We start from the raw sequence: 17,184 nt of genomic DNA, 5'->3' as shown, positions 1-17,184 counted from the left end.
CCTATCGCTCGCCGGTCGTCGCCGCCACCCGTAGGCGGGTCACGGTTGAGGTATGCGGGGCGGGGAGCCGCAGGGGGCCCGCGCCCGGGGTGATGCTGCCGAGCAGCCGGTCGCCCCGGGCACCGGTCGCCGACGGGAGGTTCCCCGGGACGCCGGACCAGGTCAGCCAGCCGAGCAGAATGGTCAGGTATGCCTCTTTGCCCGCGCGCGGCAGCCCGTGGTCGTCGCTGGTCTTCACCGCCGTGCCGGGAAGGTTCCTGGCGAGCGCGGCCATCAGCGCCGGGTTGTCGGCGCCGCCGCCGGAGACGATCAGCGTGGCGATGCCGTGGCGACGGCATTCCGCGGCGATCGTCACCGCGGTCAGTTCGGTCAGTGTCGCCAAGAGGTCTTCCGCGCCGACCGGCGGGAGCCCGTCGAGTGCGGTGTCGAGGTATTCGCCGTGGAACAGTTCCTTGCCGGTCGACTTCGGCGGCGCGGCCGCGTAGTACGGGTCGAGCAGGAGCTTCGCCAGCAGATCGGGCCGGACGTTGCCCCGCAAGGCGAGCGCCCCGTCGACATCGGCCCGCCTGCCGGTGGCTCGGTGCGCGGCGATGTCCATCAGGGCGTTCCCGGGGCCGGTGTCGTAGGCGAGGACGTCCCCGTCAGCGTTGTCGGCGTTGTCTGCATTGTCTGCGGGGACGACGGTGATGTTCGCGATACCGCCGATGTTGAGCGCCGCGACCGGTCCGGAGGCCGTCATTTCCCGGAGCCACAACGCGTCCAGGGTGCTGGCGAGCGGTGCGCCGTGCCCGCCCGCGGCGACGTCGCGCACGCGCAGGTCGGCCACCACAGGCAGTCCGGTGCGCTCGGCGATCCACGCCGCGTTCCCCAGTTGCAGCGTGCCGCGGGCGGTGCCGTCCTCGACCCAGTGGAACACCGTCTGGCCGAGTGAGGCGACGACGTCGGCCTCGCCGCCGGTCAGTTCCTCGATGCCGCGTGCCGCCGCCTCGCCGAACGCCTGTCCCACCAAGGTGTCGAGTTTCGTCAGTTGTTCGGCGCTGCAGGGATTCGGCGGGAGGGCGCCGAGCAGTGCTTCACGAAGCGCTTCGGGATAAGGGACCTCGAACTGGCCGAGCGGGGAAAGCACCACCGTGTCCCCGTCGGCGCGCAGTTCGGCGGCCGCCACGTCGATCCCGTCGATCGAAGTGCCGGAGATGAGTCCGATCATCCGGACCCCAGTGCCGGAGAAAACCGTCATTTGGAGTGGTCTAGCCCTCGTGCCGGAGACCGCGCAAGCGACACCGTTTCTTCTTGTCCGAAATGAGTCCTATCCAGTGGGTGCTTGACAAGATCGGCTTGCTTCCCGTGGGGCGTCTACGTCGGGCCGTGTGCGGATGCGAGGATTGGCGCCGTGTCGAGCACCCCCTGGTTCTGGATCGTTGTCGTTGCCGTCGTGGTACTGGTCGCCGTACTGGTGACCGGGCTGCTCATCGCGCGCCGCCGCCGGATCAGCCTGGACGAATCCCAGGCTGCCGAGGCCGTCGAGCGCCAGAAGCCGAAGGGTGGCGGCTATACCGCGACCGGCGGGATCGCGCTGGCTCCCGGTGGTGAGAAGACCGAAGAGGCCGAAGAACCCGAGCACCCGGTCGAGGACCGCCCCGAGACGGACGGCCAGCCCGCCGTCGGGGACGACGCGGCGGTGCCGAGGGATTCCGCGCAGCGCACGGTGCGCGACGTCGAACTTCCCGAACCGGCCGAGGAAGCCGCTCCCGCGCCGGTGGAAGAGATCGCCCCGGCGACCGGGCGCCTGGAGCGGCTGCGCGGCAGGCTGGGCAAGTCCCGTTCGGTGTTCGGGCAGAGCCTGCTCGGCCTCCTGGGGGCAGGCGACCTGGACGAGGACTCGTGGCAGGACGTCGAAGACACGCTGCTCATGGCGGACCTGGGCGCCGCGACGACCACCGAGATCGTCGAGCGCCTCCGTGACGAACTGAAGCGCCGCGCCGTGCGGACGTCCGAGGAGGCGCGCACGGTCCTGCAGGAAGTGCTGACGGCCGCCCTCTCGACCGACGCGGTCCGCGCCGTCCGCGCGTTGCCGCACATCGTCGACGGGGCGAAGCAGCCCGCCGTCGTCCTGGTCGCCGGGGTCAACGGCACCGGCAAGACGACCACCACCGGCAAACTCGCCCGGGTGCTCGTCGCGCAGGGGAGCACCGTCGTGCTCGGCGCGGCCGACACCTTCCGTGCCGCCGCGGCGGACCAGCTGCAGACCTGGGGCGAGCGGGTGGGCGCGGAGGTCGTGCGCGGCAAGGAAGGCGCGGACCCGGCCGCGGTCGCCTTCGACGCCGTCAAACGTGGCACCGAGGCGGGCGTGGACGCGGTCCTGATCGACACCGCCGGCCGTCTGCACACCAAGACCGGCCTGATGGACGAGCTCGGCAAGGTCAAGCGAGTCGTCGAGAAGCAGGCGAAGGTCGACGAGGTGCTGCTGGTGCTCGACGCCACCACCGGGCAGAACGGGCTGATGCAGGCCCGCGTGTTCTCGGAGGTCATCGACGTCACCGGCATCGTCCTGACCAAACTGGACGGCACCGCGAAGGGCGGCATCGTCTTCCAGGTGCAGCGCGAACTCGGGGTGCCGGTCAAGCTGGTCGGCCTCGGCGAGGGGCCGGACGACCTGGCCCCGTTCGAACCGGGCGCTTTCGTGGAAGCCCTGCTCAGTAGCTAGTGAGTGCTATGAAAGTCCCCTTCATTGCAAATTTTGCAATGAAGGGGACTTTCATAGCACGGGGTCAGACCGTGACAGGGACGTTCTCGCCGGTCCCGACCGCAGCGGTCTTCTTGTCCCGCATCACCACGAAGGCGACCACCGCCGCGGCCAGCACGCCCACGGCGCTCACGAGGAACGTCGTCGACATCGCCGAGGTGAACGACTCGCGCGCCGCGGTGATGAGGCCGCCGTCGCCGGTCGCAAAGGCGTCACCGATCGAGAGCCGCGCCTGCGCCGGGGCGGAAGCGGGCATCTGCGAAGTGAACAGGCTGGACACGATGCTGCCCAGGATCGCGATGCCGAGCGCCGCGCCGAGCTGCTGGATCGTGTCGTTGAGCGCGGAGCCGACACCGGCCTGCTCCTCGGGGACCTCGCCCATCAGCGCCGCGATCGCCGACGGCATCGCCAGCCCGCCGCCGGCGCCGAGCAGGAACAGCGCGATCGCCGGGAGCAGGAAACCCGAGGTGGTCGACAGCGTCGCGAGCAGGCCGAATCCGGCGGCCATCACGGTCATCCCGGCCGCGGCCAGCACGCGGTTGCCGACCTTCTGGCCCAGCGTTGCGCCGAGGGTGTTGCACAGTAGCGAAGCGATGGCCATCGGGATGAACGCGAGGCCCGCCTGGGTCGGGGTGTAGCCGAGGACGTACTGCAGGTACTGGGTCAGGAGCAGCAGCAGTCCGCCGTTGCCGATCTGCACCAGCGTGAGCGACAGGCTGCCGCCGCTGAAATTGCGCTTGCGGAACAACTTGAGCGGGACCATCGGCGACGGCGTGTGCCGCTCCCAGAACACGAAACCGGTCAGGCTCGCCACCGCGATCACCAGCGGGATCAGGGTTCCGGCCTCGGTGATGCCGTGCTTGGGCAGCTCGATGATCGTCCAGACCAGCGCGACCATCCCGGTCGCGGACAGGATGGCGCCGAGCGGGTCGGGCTTCTGCCACGGGCCTTTCGATTCCGGCATCAGGGTGAACGCGGCGATCACGGCGATGACGACGATCGGCACGTTGATCAGGAACACCGCGCCCCACCAGAACCACGCGATCAGCACGCCGCCGAGTACCGGGCCGCCGATCAGGCCGAGCATCGCGACCGCGCTCCACGCCGCCATCGCCTTGCGGCGTTCGGCGTCGTCGAAGACGGTGATCAGGATCGACAGCGTGCTCGGCATGATCAGCGCGCCGCCGACTCCCATCACCGCGCGGGACAGGATCAGTTCGAACGGGTTCCCGGCGAACGCGGCGACGAGTGAGGCCACCCCGAACAGGAGGAGGCCGATGATCATCACCTTCCGGCGGCCGAACCGGTCACCGAGGCTTCCCGACGTGAGCAGCAGCCCTGCGAACACCAGGATGTAGGAGTCGAGGATCCACTGCGTGTCCTGCGCGCTCGCCCCGAGGTCGTCGGCCAGCGGCGGCACGGCGACCGTCAGCACCATGTTGTCCACGACCAGCACGAGCGTGCTCAGGCACAGCACGATCAGAATCCACCAGCGGCGCGGATCGCGTCCTGTCGTCTCGTTCATCGTTACCCCCAGAGGTGGTTGCGTACGTTGTTCTGCTGTTGCGCACACTGTACGCAGAATGCGAGAGCGTTCGCAAGGGGGTACGTCGTGCGCTACAGTGGGCCGCATGTCAGCCGAAGAACAGCCGATCCAGTCGGTATGGACCCGCCCCCGCCGGAAACGGGACCAGCCCGCGTTGAGTCAGGCGCAGATCGTCGCCGAGGCCGTCCGGATCCTGGACGTCGAAGGCGTCGACGCACTGAGCATGCGGAGGCTCGGCACCGCGCTGAACGCGGGCGCGACGTCGCTCTACCGGCACGTGGCGAACCGTGACGAGCTGATCGAGCTGGTCGTCGACGAGGTCTACGGCGAGATCGCCGTGCCGGACAGCGAAGATCCGGCGAGATGGCGCGAGGCGGCCGTCGTCGGGGCGGAGAGCGTCCGCGCGATGATCCTGCGGCACCCGTGGGTCGCCTCACTGCTCGGCTCGGTCGGCCTGTCGTATCTCGGGCCGAACGTCATGCGGCTCAACGAGCGGCTGCTGGCCGTCTTCGTGACCGCGGGATTCCCCGGCGACGAGGCCGACCAGGCGATCAGCGCGGTCATCTCCTACGTCATCGGCATGGGGACGACCGAAGCGGCCTGGCTCACGACGGTCGCGAAGAGCGGGCGAAGCGAGAGTGAGTGGGCGAAGCAACTGCGCCCCGCCGTCGAGGCGGCGGCACAGGAGCATCCGCATCAGCGGAAGCGGCTCGTCCAGGACGACGTCGAAGCCGACCCGGAGCGGCTTCGCGACGAGAAGTTCCGCTACGGGCTGGACAGGATGCTCGACGGTCTGGAGACCAGGCTCAAACAGTGACCCCGTCACGCGAGAGGGTCGAACCGAGCGAGGTCGCGATCCGCTGGACGACGGGCGCGATCCGCTCGACGGCCTCCATCGTGAGCCGCCCCGAAGGGCCGGACACCGAGACCGCTGCAGGCACCGGCGCGCCCGGGACTGCGACGGCTACACAGCGGACGCCCAGTTCCTGCTCGGCTTCGTCGAGCGCGTAACCCTGCTGGGCGATCTTCGCCAGCTCGTGCAGAAGCGCGCCCTGTTCGGTGAAGGTGTGCTCGGTGTACGAGGGCATGCCGGTCCGCGAGAGCAGGGCTGTGACGTCGTCGGACGGCAGGTGCGCGAGCATCGCCTTCCCCACGCCGGTGCCGTGCGGCAGGAGCCGCCGTCCGACCTCGGTGAACATCCGCATCGAGTGCTTCGAGGGCACCTGGGCGACGTAAACGACCTCGTCCCGCTCCAGGACCGCGAGGTTCGCCGTCTCGCCGACCTCGTCGACCAGTTCCGCGAGCAGCGGCCGCGCCCAGGAGCCGAACTGCATGCTGGCGTTCTCGCCCAGCCGGATGAGCCGTGCGCCCAGTGCGTACCGGCGGTTGGTGTTCTGCCGGACGTAACCCAGGTCCACCAGCGTCCTGATCAGCCGGTGGATGGTCGGCATCGGGAGCCCGGACAGGGTCGCCAGCTCCGAGAGACTGGCTTCGCCTCCGGTGTCCGCGAGATGTTCGAGGAGGTCGAAGGCCCGCTGAAGTGACTGGACGCCGCCGTCACGCCCGTTCTTCTCCGCTGCCACCGTGGTGCTCCTTACGTCGGCGTTGATGTTCCGCTATGCAGAAACTATAGTCCGTCATGTAAAACCGTAGGGACGTTATTTATCCGGAACTCGGGGTGTTTCTCATGTCTGAAGCTCAGGTGCTCGGCGATCCGGTCGAGCGCGGGGACGAAATCCTCACGCCGGAGGCACTCGCCTTCCTCGCGGGTCTGCACGAGGCTTTCGCCGGTCGTCGCGACGAGCTGCTGCAGGCCAGGAGCAAGCGCCGTGAGGAGGCCAGGGCCACCGGCAAGCTCGACTTCCTGCCCGAGACCAAGGAGGTCCGCGAGGGCGACTGGAAGGTGGCCGAGGCCCCGCCCGCGCTGCGCGACCGCCGGGTCGAGATCACCGGCCCGACCGACCGCAAGATGACCATCAACGCGCTGAACTCCGGCGCCAAGGTCTGGCTCGCCGACCTCGAGGACGCCAACACGCCGCACTGGGCGAACGTCGTCTCCGGCCAGGTCAACCTGTACGACGCCGTCCGCGAGACCATCACGCTGGAAAGCGGCGGCAAGAGCTACGCGCTCAAGGACGACGTCGAGCACGCGACCATCGTCGTCCGCCCCCGTGGCTGGCACCTCGACGAGCGAGGCCTGTCCTTCGGCGGGCGCCAGGCCGTCGGCGCGCTGGTCGACTTCGGCCTGCACTTCTTCCACAACGCGCAGGAACTGCTCAACCGCGGCAAGGGCCCGTACTTCTACCTGCCGAAGATGGAGAGCCACCTCGAAGCCCGGCTCTGGAACGACGTCTTCACCCACTCGGAGAAGACGCTCGGCATCGAGCACGGCACCGTCCGCGCGACCGTGCTGATCGAGACCATCCCGGCCGCGTTCGAGATGGACGAGATCCTCTACGAACTGCGCGAGCACGCCTCCGGCCTGAACGCCGGCCGCTGGGACTACCTGTTCAGCGTCATCAAGTACTTCCGTGACGCGGGCGAGAAGTTCGTGCTGCCGGACCGCAACTCGGTCACCATGACCGCGCCGTTCATGCGCGCGTACACCGAACTGCTGGTGCGCACCTGTCACAAGCGCGGCGCGTTCGCGATCGGCGGCATGGCCGCGTTCATCCCGAACCGCAAGGACCCGGAGGTCACCGCCGCGGCGCTCGACAAGGTCCGCGCGGACAAGAGCCGTGAGGCGGGCGACGGCTTCGACGGTTCGTGGGTCGCGCACCCGGGCATGGTCGAGATCTGCCGCGAGGAGTTCGACAAGGTCCTCGGCGACAAGCCGAACCAGCTCGACCGGACCCGCGACGAGGTGTCCGTCACCGCGGACCAGCTGCTCGACGCGGCTTCGACGCCGGGCGGCGCCACCGCGGCCGGTCTGCGCGCGGCGGTCGACGTCGGCATCCGCTACATCGCCTCCTGGCTGAGCGGGAACGGTGCGGCGGCGATCCACAACCTGATGGAGGACGCGGCCACCGCGGAGATCTCGCGTTCGCAGGTCTGGCAGTGGGTGCGCAACGGCACGCAGCTCGACACCGGTGACAAGGTGACCGAGGAACTGGTGCGTGGTGTACTGGCCGAGGTTCGCGGTGAACTCGCCGCCGAGATCAAGCCGGAGCTGCTGGAGCCCGCCGTCGAGCTGTTCGAGCAGGTCGCGCTCGCCGACGAGTTCCCGGACTTCCTGACACTGCCCGCCTACGAACGGATCAAGTAGACAGATGGGGAACGGGCGGCTCACCGAGGACGTCTACACCGCCGCCGACGCGCGCCTGGCCGAGGCCGACGCGCGTGTCGCGGCGAAGTATCCCGGCGAGCCGCCCGGCCGCCAGCCCGTGCACACCGTGTACGTGCCCGCGTCGCGGTACAAGACTCGGCTCGTCGCGGACTGGGGCAAGCAGGCCTTGCGGGTCTTCGGCGAGCACGCCGATCAGCTGGGCCTGGACGCGGACATCGCCGACCGGGTCAGGACCAAACTCCTGACCGAGCCGATCGAGGATCTGCGGATCGACTTCGAAGACGGCCTCGGCAGGCCGGGCGACGAAGAGGAGGACGCCACCGCGCTCGCCGCGGGGCGGACCCTCGCCGTCACGGGCGGGACGCCGTTCGTCGGTATCCGGTTCAAGAGTTTCGAGCAGGCGACCCGGCGCCGCGGCATCCGCACCCTCGATCTCTTCTTGGCCGGACTGCTGGAAAGCGGGCCGCTGCCGGAAGGTTTCGTCGTCACGCTGCCGAAGGTGACCGCCGTCGAGCAGGTCGAAGTGGCGGCGGACGTCATGGAACGCCTCGAATCCGCGTACGGCCTGCCCGAATCCGCGCTGCGATTCGAAGTCCAGATCGAGACGGCACAGTCCATTGTGGACATCGATGGGACAGTGGCGGTGCCGCGGATCATCGAAGCCGCGCGCGGCCGGTGTTCGGGGCTGCACTACGGGACCTACGACTACAGCGCCGGTCTCGGGATCAGCGCCGAGTACCAGAGCATGGAGCACCCGGCCGCCGATTTCGCCAAGCAGCTCATGCAGGTTTCGGCCGCGGGGACCGGTGTCCGGCTTTCGGACGGCTCGACGAACAAGCTGCCCGTCGGCGACGCGATCCTCCCGGCCTGGCGCGAACACCTGCGGCTGGTGCGGCGATCCCTGGAAAACGGCTTCTACCAGGGCTGGGATCTGCATCCGCACCAGTTGCCGACCCGGTTCGCCGCGACCTACGCGTTCTTCCGCGAGGGTTTCCCGGCGGCCTTGGGACGGTTGCGGGATTACGCGGACCAGACCGGGCGCGGTGTGCTCGACGAGCCGGCGACGGCACAGGCCTTGGCAAGTTTCCTGCTGCGCGGCTTGGACTGCGGGGCCGTGGACGCGGGGGAGCTCTCGTTCACCAGGCCCGAACTGGACGGATACGCGCGGCGGAGCGTGTGAGGAGCGGCTGAGCGAGCGCCTTTCGTGGCAGACGTTCGCTCAGCCGCTGCTCGCCCGGGCGGTGTCAGTCGGCTGAGCCGCGGCCGGGTGTTTCCTCGGGGTGCGCGGACTTCGCGACGAGCACCAGCATGGCGAGCTGGCCTGCGATCGTTCCCGCCGTCGCCCACACCGGAAAGGCGGCCGGAACCACCTGCAACGTGAGCGCCGGGCCGAGGACGGCTCCGAGCACCAACAACGTGTTCAGGATCGTCGCGAGGAGCCGTCGGGTTTCGGTGGCGGGCACCGCCGCTTCGGCCTTCAGCTCCGTCGTTTCGATCCTGACCCTGGCGAGCGGGGTCGGTGTCTCGTCCCAGCTCGGTACTGCTTCCACGGGCGCGGTCTCTCCCGGGCCCTCGATTTCGGCAGCCATGCGCATGCCCTTTCCAGCCCAGTCAGGCGAGCCGGGATTGGCGCGTCAAGCTGGGGACCACTTTGATCCGGAGGCACCCCGATACCTGCCTCCGTCTCCCCTCAAATCGACGGCTTACGAGCCCCTCGCACGCAAGCCGCTTTCCCTACCTGCCGGATCGACGAAGTGAGTGGTCGCACTTCTCATCCGCCGCATGGGACGAACGTCGGTCTGACGAGGCCCACTGTAGGGCCGTCCCGAGCGACGCCGCAACCCATCTCACACATTTTCACTGCGGAAAATGTGGTTAATACGCACCTGCTGTGTCAGCATGGAGGTGCGGCTCGGGGCCGCAGGGGAAGGGAGCGCGTATGCCATCGGTCGAGGAGACCGCGACCGGCCGCCCCGCGGTGGTCGATCGCGTCAATGTCGCACTGATCGCCGAGGCGGTCGACGCGCTGGGCAAACTGCAGGAGCGCACCGGGCTCAAGAAGGTCGACCTGGTCAACCGCGCGTTGCTGATCTACGAGTTCGTGGACGCGGAACTCCGCGCGGGCAAACAGGTCGTGCTGCGGGATCCGGACGGACAGGATCAGCTGGTCAAGATCTTCCTTTGAGCGTTTTTCGTGCCGTGGTACCGCGTGAGAACCTCGTCCATCCGGAGCGCGATGGAGTAGGTGCGCAACGGCAGGCGCAGATAGTCGCCGAGCTCGGGTCATGCCGAGGAACAGGCCCCGGATCAGGACGTTCCCGTAGCCCGACACTTCGGGGTCCAGTCCGACGCCGAGGTCGAACATCGGCGCGATTCTGCCGTCGACCCGCGCACTGCCCCGCAGCGCCTCGATGATCGGGACTTTCGCAACGGTGCCGATCTTGTTTCTTGAGTGACCGGGTCTTGGCGTCGAAATCGGGGTCCGGGTGCCCGTCGAAGGTGCTGGCCGACCAAGGCCTCGAGGAGTTCATCGTCGGGGTCGGCTGCAAGCGCTGGCCACGATCCAGGCCGCCTTCGTCGAGGCCGCTCGTCCTGGTGTTGGGGGACCTGGAAGGGGCGCTTCGCATGGTGACTCGGACCATCATCGGTTCCTGTGTGCACCGGGCTGCCAGTAGCCGGATCTGGGCGGATGGTCTGAGCTGGAGTATTTGGGCGAGTGAAACTACCGGGATGGCGCTGGCTTATCTGACTTCTGTAAAGGACTCGGGGCGCGGGTAGGTGCCGGGTTTGCGGTAAGGCGCCGATCGGTGGAGTCCCAGCGCGTCATGGTTCGGGTGGCTGTGGTGCCGTCACCCTGGTCTGCCGTGGTCGGTTCGGCGCCAGGGTGTCGATCCCGTGGGTCGTACTCGCTCGCCCGGCTATCACGGACCACCGCCCGCGCGACTATCCCTCAATGAGCTCCGGACCGACCACTGATGCGCTCGGTGCCTGTGGACATGCCGAGGGGCCCGTCGCCGGTGTGGCTGGCGGGCTCTCGGGTCAAGCGTGGGTGTTACGCCGCGATCTTCTTAGCGGGTCCAAGTACTGGGGTGGGATGAACTCCGGTAGCCCGTCAGCTGCCATCCGGACTTCCCAATCGCCGTGGTGGATCAAGCGGTGGTGGAAGCTGCACAGCAGCACGAGGTTCCGGAGGTCGGTGGGGCCTCCGTCTGCCCAGTGATGGATGTGGTGGGCGTGGCAGTTCTTCGGCTTGCGATGACACCCGGGGAACGCGCAGCCCCCGTCCCGGATGTTGAGGGCGCGGCGTTGCCCTGGGGTGACGAATCGTCTCAGTCGTCCCACGTCCAGGGGCTCACCGGCCGCGTTCATCACGACCGGGAGCATCAGGCAGTCGCAGGCGGCCATCCGTGCTTCGCGGGCGGTCATGGTTCCGACGAAGTCCACGCACGCCGTGCCCAGGCCGGTTTTCAGTTCGTCGAGGCCGATGGTGACATGGATCAACGTGCGGTAGCCGCTGGTCCCAGGCTGATCCGGGCACGCAACCGCGAGATCCACCAGGTCGACCCATGCGTCACCTTGACGCTCAGCCTTCGTGCGCAGATCCACTTGGCCGAACTCGTCGATCGGGCGGGGTGTGGCGTGAGCTTCGAGGGCGGCGGCGGTGCGGGCCCCTGACTCGTCGTCGAGGAGGCCGTTCAGTTTCCAGTAGCCGTCTTTGCGGCGTTCCAAGGTCAGCTCGCGACGAGGCTGCTTCGGTTCGGGGTCTTTCGGTTCCTTGCCGTCCGGATCCAACCAGCCCAGTAGCTGGTCTCCGAGGTCCGATATCTGCTGGGGTCCGGCTCTTCGGGCGAGATCGGCGAGGGTTGTCTCCGCGTGTTCCCGATCCTCCACCGATACCTCGGCGGGGATTTTCCGGAGGATCTCCACGATCTGCTTGATCCGTTCCTCGCCGATCGCGCCCTCCGCCGCCGCCACGCTGGTGGCGGGTGCGAAAGCCGGGATCTCGGTGCCGTCCAGGGCACGCGTGGGGTTCAGATCGACAGCACGCCTCACATACGGCCGCGCTTCACCCTGACTCAACCCCGCGACATCGGCGAACCATGACACCGTGGACCCATAGCCATACAAGTCTTTCGCGCCACGAGACTCGACCTCCGCCAGATACCGCCCCAAACCCGCGGACGCCACCCGCATCACCTGCAAGAACTGCTGCACGCCATGAGCAAGCTCCAGCTTGCCAGCGCGCCACAACTCCTGCGGCAACTCGGGAACAAAGGTCTCGGACACCCCACAATAATACCGCAAACCTATCGAACATGTGTTCGTAATTTTAGGCAACAGGCAGCCCGCGCATTCACCACTAAGGGGTGATTTCAGCGGAAAGCCGCCGCTACTCGGCGCGACATCGAACGTCGGTCACCGCATTTAGTCAACTAGATGCATCGGGTCGCCCGGCGCGAAATCCGAACCGTTGCCGAAAAACGGCCACGGCCAGATCGCTGCCGCTGGCCTCTGCCCGTTGTCGTAAAACGGTCACGCCCCTCCGCTTGCGCCCCACCGTCACCCCCGACGAAACCGGCACGAACGCCACCTCTCACATTTAGTCGGCTAAACGCGCAAGGTCACCCAGCAGATCCGGAATTCTTGCGCTGATTCGCATTGAAGCGCGCCTTCTTCTGGCGATTCCCGCAAGTGTTCATGTCGCACCATCTCCGGGTACGACTTTGGCTCGTATCAAAAAAGGCGGCCTGACAGGTCGGCGATGCACATAAGGCCAATTTCCCGTCCCGCTCGCCCGCGATGACGCTGATCGCGTCGTCGGCGATCACGCCGAGGGCGTCTTCCACGCGGGAAACCCGCCATCGCCGAGCGCCCTCGGCTGTCAGGACGGCCGCGGCCCGCCCTTGAACGCTGCGGTCATTGATGACTTCGACGGCGGACGTGGGGAGGGCGTTCCGGCTCGCGGCCGCCGTCGCGGCGGCGTGGATCGACTCCCTCAGTTCCCGGGCGAGGTCGAGTTGGGCGGTGGTGCAGGAATCCACGGCGAGACCGTTCACCGCCAGCCAGTCGACGAGCCGGTGCGGCACGGGAATGCGCTCCACGGCGTCGCCCTGACGCTCCGTCAAGGTCGCCGTGAAGCTGGTCGCGAGCACGCTACCGAGGCGGAAGTCGGGGAATCCGGCGGACATGGAACCACCTTAGCCGGTTGCGTACCGGCATGAGGACCTGTTAGAACCGTCTTAGCCGGTTCCGCGACAGCTCAGGAGGTCTCATGTCCCGTTCGACCAGCGACGTCCAAGCATTCGAAGCCCGAGCAACCGACGCTGACCTCGACGATCTGCGCACGCGACTGGCCGCGGCGCGGCTACCGGAGGCCGAGACGGTCCATCGTGAGGGGCCCGGCCGCTGGGATCAGGGCGTTCCTCTCGCCGACCTCGTCGAGGTCGTGGACTACTGGCGCACCGGGTACGACTGGCGATCGTTCGAAACGCGCCTCGACCGGATCGGCCAGTTCCGCACGGTCATCGACGGGCTGGGAATCCACTTCCTGCACCGCCGGTCCGCGCGCGTGGACGCCACTCCGCTGATCTTGACGCACGGCTGGCCGGGCAGTGTCGCCGAGTTCGTCGACGTGGTGGACGAACTGGCCGATCCGGAAGACGCGGACGCGCCGGCGTTCCATGTCGTGGTTCCGTCATTGCCCGGCTTCGGTTACAGCGACAAGCCGACCCGCACCGGGTGGGGAACCGAGAAGATCGCGGCCGCATGGGTGGAACTGATGGGGAGGCTCGGTTACGGCGAATTCCTGGCCCATGGCGGCGATTGGGGAGGCAACATCACCACGGTTCTCGGCGGCAGGTTCCCGGAGCACGTCCTCGGGATCCACACGACGTTCGCGGAGTCGCCGCCCGGGATGACCACGGACGGGCTGACGGCGGCCGAGCGCGCGTGGACCGAGGAGACCCACGATTTCTGGCATCACCGCGCGGCGTACGCGAAGCAGCAGGCGACCCGCCCGCAGACCATCGGTTACTCGCTCGTCGACTCACCGGTCGGGCTGCTCGCCTGGATCCTGGACAAGTTCGCCGAGTGGTCGGACACCGAGGACAGCCCGTTCGAGACGATTTCCCGGGACCGGATTCTCGACGACGTCACCCTGTACTGGCTGACGCGGTCCGGAGCGTCCTCGGCCCGCATCTACTACGAAAGCCACAACTCGCTCGACCCCGAACTGAAGGTCGACGTCCCGTCGGCGATCACCATCTATCCTCGTGACATCGAGAAGTATCCGCGCGCCTGGGCGCAGGAGAGGTACCGGCAGATCGTCCGATGGAGGGCGCCCGAAACCGGGGGACATTTCCCGTCGCTGGAGGTTCCTGAATACTTCGTCAACGACCTGCGAGAGGGCCTCGCGGCGGTGATGGCCGCCCGTCGGTGATCATTCAGGCAAGCGTCTTCACGTAACGACGGCAGGGAACCGAAATCGGCCCGTCCGGACCGGACGCCTGGTTGTCGAACTCGCCCTCGTCCACCCAGCCGCACCGCTCGTAGAACCGCCGCGCCCGCGCGTTTCCCGGTGCCACGGCGAGCCAGGCGCGCGAATGCCCGCCATCGCCCACGAGCCGTTCGGCCTCCGCGAGCAGTCCTCCGGCCACCCCGCTCCCGCGATGATCCGACGAGACGTAGACCTGCTCGACCTCGTCGCCGACGACCATCACGAATCCCGCCACTTCGCCGTTCACCAAGGCGACAGCGGTATCGCCGACGCGGTCCGCGGCTCGTTCCCAGAACGAATCGCGGGTGCGGACCCGGACGAGTTCGTCGGGCACGTTGCCGAGATGGCCGTCCTGCCAGCCGTGGTACCAGATGCGCGCGACGGCGTCGGCGTCCGCGGCGGTCGCCGGCCGAAGTGTCAAAGGCATGACACGGAGTCTAGGAAACCAGCGCGCCGATCCGCCGTTCCACCTCGTCCGCGCTCGCGTTCCCGGCGACCAGGGTCACCACCCGTTCCCCGTCGTCCGCCAGCAAGGTCGGGTATCCGGTGACCCCCAGGTCCCGTGCCCGCCGGAAATCGGCCGCCGCGGAAACCCGGTCCAGCGCGGTCTCGACGGCGTCCCCGTCCAGACCCGCCCGCTGCGCGACGACGCGATACGTCGAGACGTCGGACAGGCTCAGCCCGTCGAGGTAGAAAGCCTCCTGCAGCAAGGCCGCGAGCCGCACCGCGCGGTCCGGCGCGACTTCGCGCAAGGCCGCCATCCCGCAGGCGGCGGCCTCGGAGTCCATGACGAACTCGCCGTCCGCGATGAGCCGTTCGTAACTCTCCCCGAACGGGGCCCCGGTCCGGCGGGTGATCTCGGCGTTGGCTCCCTGGACGTAGCCGAACTGCCGGATCGGCACCCGGCGCCCGCCGATGAACAGGCCGCCGGACACCACCTCGACCGGCAGGTCCGGATGCCGGTGCGCGACGTCGGCCATGGTCCTGGCGAAGCCGTAGGACCAGCCGCAGTACGCGTCGAAGACATAAATGAGCCTCATGACCAGACCCAACGATGCCTGACGAGTCAGATATTCCTAGCGGAGCCTGGGGAGTGCGTCACGTGCGAAATGGCTCAGCGTCCGAAGGTCCTGCGTGAACTGTTCGCGATGGTCCGCGGGCAGCGGGTCGAGGAAGAGCCGCTGGATGTTCTCGACGTGCACCCGCGCCGCCCGCACGGTCGTCTCCTCGCCCGTCTCGGTCAGCCGCACGAGTTGCACGCGGCGGTCTTCGGCGTCGGAGGCGCGCACGACCAGGCCGAGGGTCGTCATCCGGTCGACCAGCCGGGTCGCGCCGCCGGTGGTCAGCACCTGCTCCTGCGCGATCGCGCGCATGCTCATCCCGGACTCACCCGCCCTGCCGACGATCAGCAGGACTTCGAACATCAGGTGCGAGATCCCGCATTCGGCCTCCAGCGCGCGGCCGAGCAGGTATTCGAGCCGGTTCGCCGCGCCCATCATCCGCCCGAAAGCGACCACACGCGGGTCGTAGGCGGCTTCTTTCGCCGTGGTGATGCCCATTTCAGCTCCCTGCCGACAAGGCCAAATAGACGTCGAGCTGTTCGGTGAACTCGGTCAGATCGGCGCCGAGCAGTTCGCTCGCCCGCCCGATCCGGTACCGCAAGGTGTTGACGTGGACGTGCAGCTCCCGCGCGGCCCGCGTCGGCGAGCCGGAGCATTCGAGGAAGACGCGCAGGGTGTGCACCAGATCGGTGCCCTGCTCCGCGTCGTAGTTCAGCAGCGGGCCCAGCACCCGCCGCCGCAACGCCGCCCGGAGTTCGTCGGGCGCGCCCGCGAGCAGCAGCCGGTGCATGCCGATCTCGCCGCCGGGGACGACCTCGACCGTGCCCGGCCGCATCCCCGCCACGGCCAGCGCGTAGCGCGCGACCTCTTTCGCGCCCCGCAGCACCGAAACCGGGGAACGGTCGCTGATCCCGATCAGCACCCGGCGGCACGGCAGCAGCGATTCCACTCCCGTCAACGCGGCCGTCACGGTGGCGGGCCAGTCTTCCGGCCACTCGCCGTCGTCCTCGGCCAGCGCCCAGGTCGTCTCCCCGGCGGGTCCGACGAGGGCGCCCGGCGGCAGCAGTTCGGTCAGGATCCCGCGTGCCGCTTCGGATCCCTCGGTGCGGGCGACGACGACGCGCAGATCGCCGCGCAGCCCGGTCGCGGTCAGCGCCGCGTGCGGATCGCCTCCCTCGTCGAGCGCGGCCAGCAACGGTTCGAGCACCCTGTCGGTGACCGCGCGGACCTCGTCCGCCCTGGTCCGCGCGAGCCCGATCAGCCCGGCGAGTTCTTCGGCGATCTCCGCCTGCGCGGCGGTCAGCGCGCCGCCGATCGCGAGCAGCCACGGCAGCGCTTGCCTGCCGCCGACCGGCCGGACGGAGACGTCGTCCGCCTCCAGGGCGCGTCCGCCCGCGGCGACGAAGCGCCGCACCAGGTCGGCCGGCGCGACGGCGGGCACGACCCAGCAGGGGAGGCCGATCTCGGCGTGGGCCCGGTCCAGCAGCGTTTCCACCGACGCGTCTTCGGCCGCGGCGGAAAGCAAACGTTTGCGAGCGCCTTCCCCGGCCGCGGCCAGTGCCAGCACGACGCGTTCGGTGACGACCGAGAACGACAGGTCCGTCGGCACTTCCAGCAACGGGATCCGGTGTCGCGTGCACGCTTCGACGAGGTCTTCGGGGATCCCGTCGGAATCCGCTCCGGAAGCCGCCAGCGCCACGGCCCCGGCCTTCGCCAGCGCGGCGACGAAGGCCTCGGAATCGCCCGGCCCGCGCCACCACAGCAACCCGCTCAGGACGAGTTCGCCCGCCGACACGTACCGCCCGGGATCGGGCAGTTCGGTGACGAAGATCCGGGAGACCGGACGGTCGAGCAGTGCCGTCCCGGCGCGGACGCGCAAGCGCAACCCGGGAAGCGCGAGCAGAGTTTTCACGGTCGTCATCAGGTTTGTAGGAAAGCACAAAACGACAGGTGCGTGCAGGGGAGATTTCATGCTTCGGCACCGTTGCCGCCATACGGGCGCAGGGCGTCTACTGAGTCAGCCGTCACAGAACGCCGCCGAACCGAGGAGCC

The 17,184-nt window shown here is 68.5% G+C and carries 16 protein-coding genes and 1 pseudogene; 6 read left to right on the top strand and 11 right to left on the bottom strand.

Annotated elements, in window-relative coordinates; all coding sequences use genetic code 11:
- Position 1 precedes the first annotated feature (1 nt).
- Positions 2–1,237 (bottom strand): anhydro-N-acetylmuramic acid kinase, encoded by a 1,236-nt coding sequence (locus BKN51_RS23755; protein WP_174720447.1) that lies wholly within the window; start codon positions 1,235–1,237, stop codon positions 2–4.
- 153 nt (positions 1,238–1,390) lie between these two features.
- Between BKN51_RS23755 and ftsY the strand changes: the two genes are divergently transcribed.
- Positions 1,391–2,704, top strand: coding sequence for a signal recognition particle-docking protein FtsY (gene ftsY / locus BKN51_RS23750; protein ID WP_101609694.1), 1,314 nt, complete (start codon positions 1,391–1,393; stop codon positions 2,702–2,704).
- 64 nt (positions 2,705–2,768) lie between these two features.
- On the opposite strand, the gene BKN51_RS23745 is transcribed toward ftsY, so the two are convergent.
- On the bottom strand, positions 2,769–4,268 hold the full coding sequence (locus tag BKN51_RS23745; RefSeq protein ID WP_101609693.1) for an MFS transporter: 1,500 nt from the start codon (positions 4,266–4,268) through the stop codon (positions 2,769–2,771).
- A 106-nt stretch (positions 4,269–4,374) separates the two neighbouring features.
- On the opposite strand from BKN51_RS23745, the gene BKN51_RS23740 reads away from it, so the two are divergent.
- A complete protein-coding gene (locus BKN51_RS23740) occupies positions 4,375–5,106 on the top strand; it encodes a TetR/AcrR family transcriptional regulator C-terminal domain-containing protein (RefSeq protein ID WP_101613420.1) in 732 nt (243 codons plus the stop codon).
- On the opposite strand, the gene BKN51_RS23735 is transcribed toward BKN51_RS23740, so the two are convergent.
- Positions 5,096–5,872 carry an IclR family transcriptional regulator gene (locus BKN51_RS23735; protein ID WP_101609692.1) on the bottom strand — a complete coding sequence of 259 codons (777 nt, stop codon included), beginning with the start codon at positions 5,870–5,872 and terminating at the stop codon, positions 5,096–5,098. The two genes, BKN51_RS23740 and BKN51_RS23735, sit on opposite strands and share 11 nt — an antisense overlap.
- Positions 5,873–5,976: 104 nt before the next feature.
- Here BKN51_RS23735 and aceB point away from each other — a divergent pair, with 104 nt between their 5' ends.
- Both aceB and BKN51_RS23725 read left to right on the top strand, forming a co-directional pair.
- Positions 5,977–7,554 carry a malate synthase A gene (gene aceB / locus BKN51_RS23730; RefSeq protein WP_101609691.1) on the top strand — a complete coding sequence of 526 codons (1,578 nt, stop codon included), beginning with the start codon at positions 5,977–5,979 and terminating at the stop codon, positions 7,552–7,554.
- A gap of 4 nt (positions 7,555–7,558) precedes the next feature.
- A complete protein-coding gene (locus BKN51_RS23725; RefSeq protein WP_101609690.1) occupies positions 7,559–8,755 on the top strand; it encodes a DUF6986 family protein in 1,197 nt (398 codons plus the stop codon).
- A 64-nt stretch (positions 8,756–8,819) separates the two neighbouring features.
- Here BKN51_RS23725 and BKN51_RS23720 read toward each other — a convergent pair whose 3' ends face one another.
- Entirely contained in the window at positions 8,820–9,164 is a 345-nt protein-coding gene (locus BKN51_RS23720) for a hypothetical protein (protein ID WP_101613419.1), read from the bottom strand.
- Positions 9,165–9,514: 350 nt separating this feature from the next.
- Between BKN51_RS23720 and BKN51_RS23715 the strand changes: the two genes are divergently transcribed.
- Positions 9,515–9,760: a hypothetical protein gene (locus tag BKN51_RS23715; protein ID WP_101609689.1), complete on the top strand. Its 246-nt coding sequence runs from the start codon at positions 9,515–9,517 to the stop codon at positions 9,758–9,760.
- A gap of 38 nt (positions 9,761–9,798) precedes the next feature.
- Here the strand turns inward: BKN51_RS23715 and BKN51_RS44440 are convergent.
- From BKN51_RS44440 to BKN51_RS23695, 3 genes and pseudogenes are all read right to left on the bottom strand, one after another.
- Positions 9,799–10,106: pseudogene (locus BKN51_RS44440) on the bottom strand (ABC transporter ATP-binding protein); the annotation flags it as partial.
- 508 nt (positions 10,107–10,614) lie between these two features.
- Positions 10,615–11,862 carry an HNH endonuclease signature motif containing protein gene (locus BKN51_RS23700; RefSeq protein WP_101609688.1) on the bottom strand — a complete coding sequence of 416 codons (1,248 nt, stop codon included), beginning with the start codon at positions 11,860–11,862 and terminating at the stop codon, positions 10,615–10,617.
- A gap of 335 nt (positions 11,863–12,197) precedes the next feature.
- Positions 12,198–12,764 (bottom strand): CGNR zinc finger domain-containing protein, encoded by a 567-nt coding sequence (locus BKN51_RS23695; RefSeq protein WP_101609687.1) that lies wholly within the window; start codon positions 12,762–12,764, stop codon positions 12,198–12,200.
- Between the two features lie 83 nt (positions 12,765–12,847).
- On the opposite strand from BKN51_RS23695, the gene BKN51_RS23690 reads away from it, so the two are divergent.
- On the top strand, positions 12,848–14,014 hold the full coding sequence (locus BKN51_RS23690; protein WP_101609686.1) for an epoxide hydrolase family protein: 1,167 nt from the start codon (positions 12,848–12,850) through the stop codon (positions 14,012–14,014).
- Positions 14,015–14,018: 4 nt separating this feature from the next.
- Here BKN51_RS23690 and BKN51_RS23685 read toward each other — a convergent pair whose 3' ends face one another.
- From BKN51_RS23685 to BKN51_RS23670, 4 genes are read right to left on the bottom strand one after another with little or no spacing between them, the layout of a single operon-like run.
- Positions 14,019–14,498 carry a GNAT family N-acetyltransferase gene (locus BKN51_RS23685; RefSeq protein WP_101609685.1) on the bottom strand — a complete coding sequence of 160 codons (480 nt, stop codon included), beginning with the start codon at positions 14,496–14,498 and terminating at the stop codon, positions 14,019–14,021.
- Positions 14,499–14,508: 10 nt separating this feature from the next.
- Positions 14,509–15,111, bottom strand: coding sequence for a DsbA family protein (locus BKN51_RS23680; RefSeq protein WP_101609684.1), 603 nt, complete (start codon positions 15,109–15,111; stop codon positions 14,509–14,511).
- Between the two features lie 36 nt (positions 15,112–15,147).
- Positions 15,148–15,630: a MarR family winged helix-turn-helix transcriptional regulator gene (locus BKN51_RS23675; protein WP_101609683.1), complete on the bottom strand. Its 483-nt coding sequence runs from the start codon at positions 15,628–15,630 to the stop codon at positions 15,148–15,150.
- Position 15,631: 1 nt separating this feature from the next.
- The gene (locus tag BKN51_RS23670) at positions 15,632–17,053 is read right to left on the bottom strand and encodes a PucR family transcriptional regulator (protein ID WP_101609682.1); all 1,422 of its coding nucleotides are present in this window, start codon (positions 17,051–17,053) and stop codon (positions 15,632–15,634) included.
- Between the last annotated feature and the right edge of the window lie 131 nt (positions 17,054–17,184).

This window comes from Amycolatopsis sp. BJA-103, assembly GCF_002849735.1.
Classification (GTDB): domain Bacteria; phylum Actinomycetota; class Actinomycetes; order Mycobacteriales; family Pseudonocardiaceae; genus Amycolatopsis.
The sequence above is the reverse complement of the archived record's forward strand: the minus strand, read 5'-3'. Positions and strand labels throughout refer to the sequence as shown.

Coding starts and splice junctions, on each gene's coding strand:
- BKN51_RS23740 (WP_101613420.1), top strand. CDS start 4,375: ATGTCAGCCGAAGAACAGCCGATCCAGTCGGTATGGACCCGCCCCCGC.
- BKN51_RS23690 (WP_101609686.1), top strand. CDS start 12,848: ATGTCCCGTTCGACCAGCGACGTCCAAGCATTCGAAGCCCGAGCAACC.
- BKN51_RS23720 (WP_101613419.1), bottom strand. CDS start 9,164: ATGGCTGCCGAAATCGAGGGCCCGGGAGAGACCGCGCCCGTGGAAGCA.
- BKN51_RS23685 (WP_101609685.1), bottom strand. CDS start 14,498: ATGCCTTTGACACTTCGGCCGGCGACCGCCGCGGACGCCGACGCCGTC.
- BKN51_RS23725 (WP_101609690.1), top strand. CDS start 7,559: ATGGGGAACGGGCGGCTCACCGAGGACGTCTACACCGCCGCCGACGCG.
- BKN51_RS23695 (WP_101609687.1), bottom strand. CDS start 12,764: ATGTCCGCCGGATTCCCCGACTTCCGCCTCGGTAGCGTGCTCGCGACC.
- aceB (WP_101609691.1), top strand. CDS start 5,977: ATGTCTGAAGCTCAGGTGCTCGGCGATCCGGTCGAGCGCGGGGACGAA.
- BKN51_RS23745 (WP_101609693.1), bottom strand. CDS start 4,268: ATGAACGAGACGACAGGACGCGATCCGCGCCGCTGGTGGATTCTGATC.
- BKN51_RS23675 (WP_101609683.1), bottom strand. CDS start 15,630: ATGGGCATCACCACGGCGAAAGAAGCCGCCTACGACCCGCGTGTGGTC.
- BKN51_RS23670 (WP_101609682.1), bottom strand. CDS start 17,053: ATGACGACCGTGAAAACTCTGCTCGCGCTTCCCGGGTTGCGCTTGCGC.
- BKN51_RS23715 (WP_101609689.1), top strand. CDS start 9,515: ATGCCATCGGTCGAGGAGACCGCGACCGGCCGCCCCGCGGTGGTCGAT.
- BKN51_RS23680 (WP_101609684.1), bottom strand. CDS start 15,111: ATGAGGCTCATTTATGTCTTCGACGCGTACTGCGGCTGGTCCTACGGC.
- BKN51_RS23755 (WP_174720447.1), bottom strand. CDS start 1,237: ATGACGGTTTTCTCCGGCACTGGGGTCCGGATGATCGGACTCATCTCC.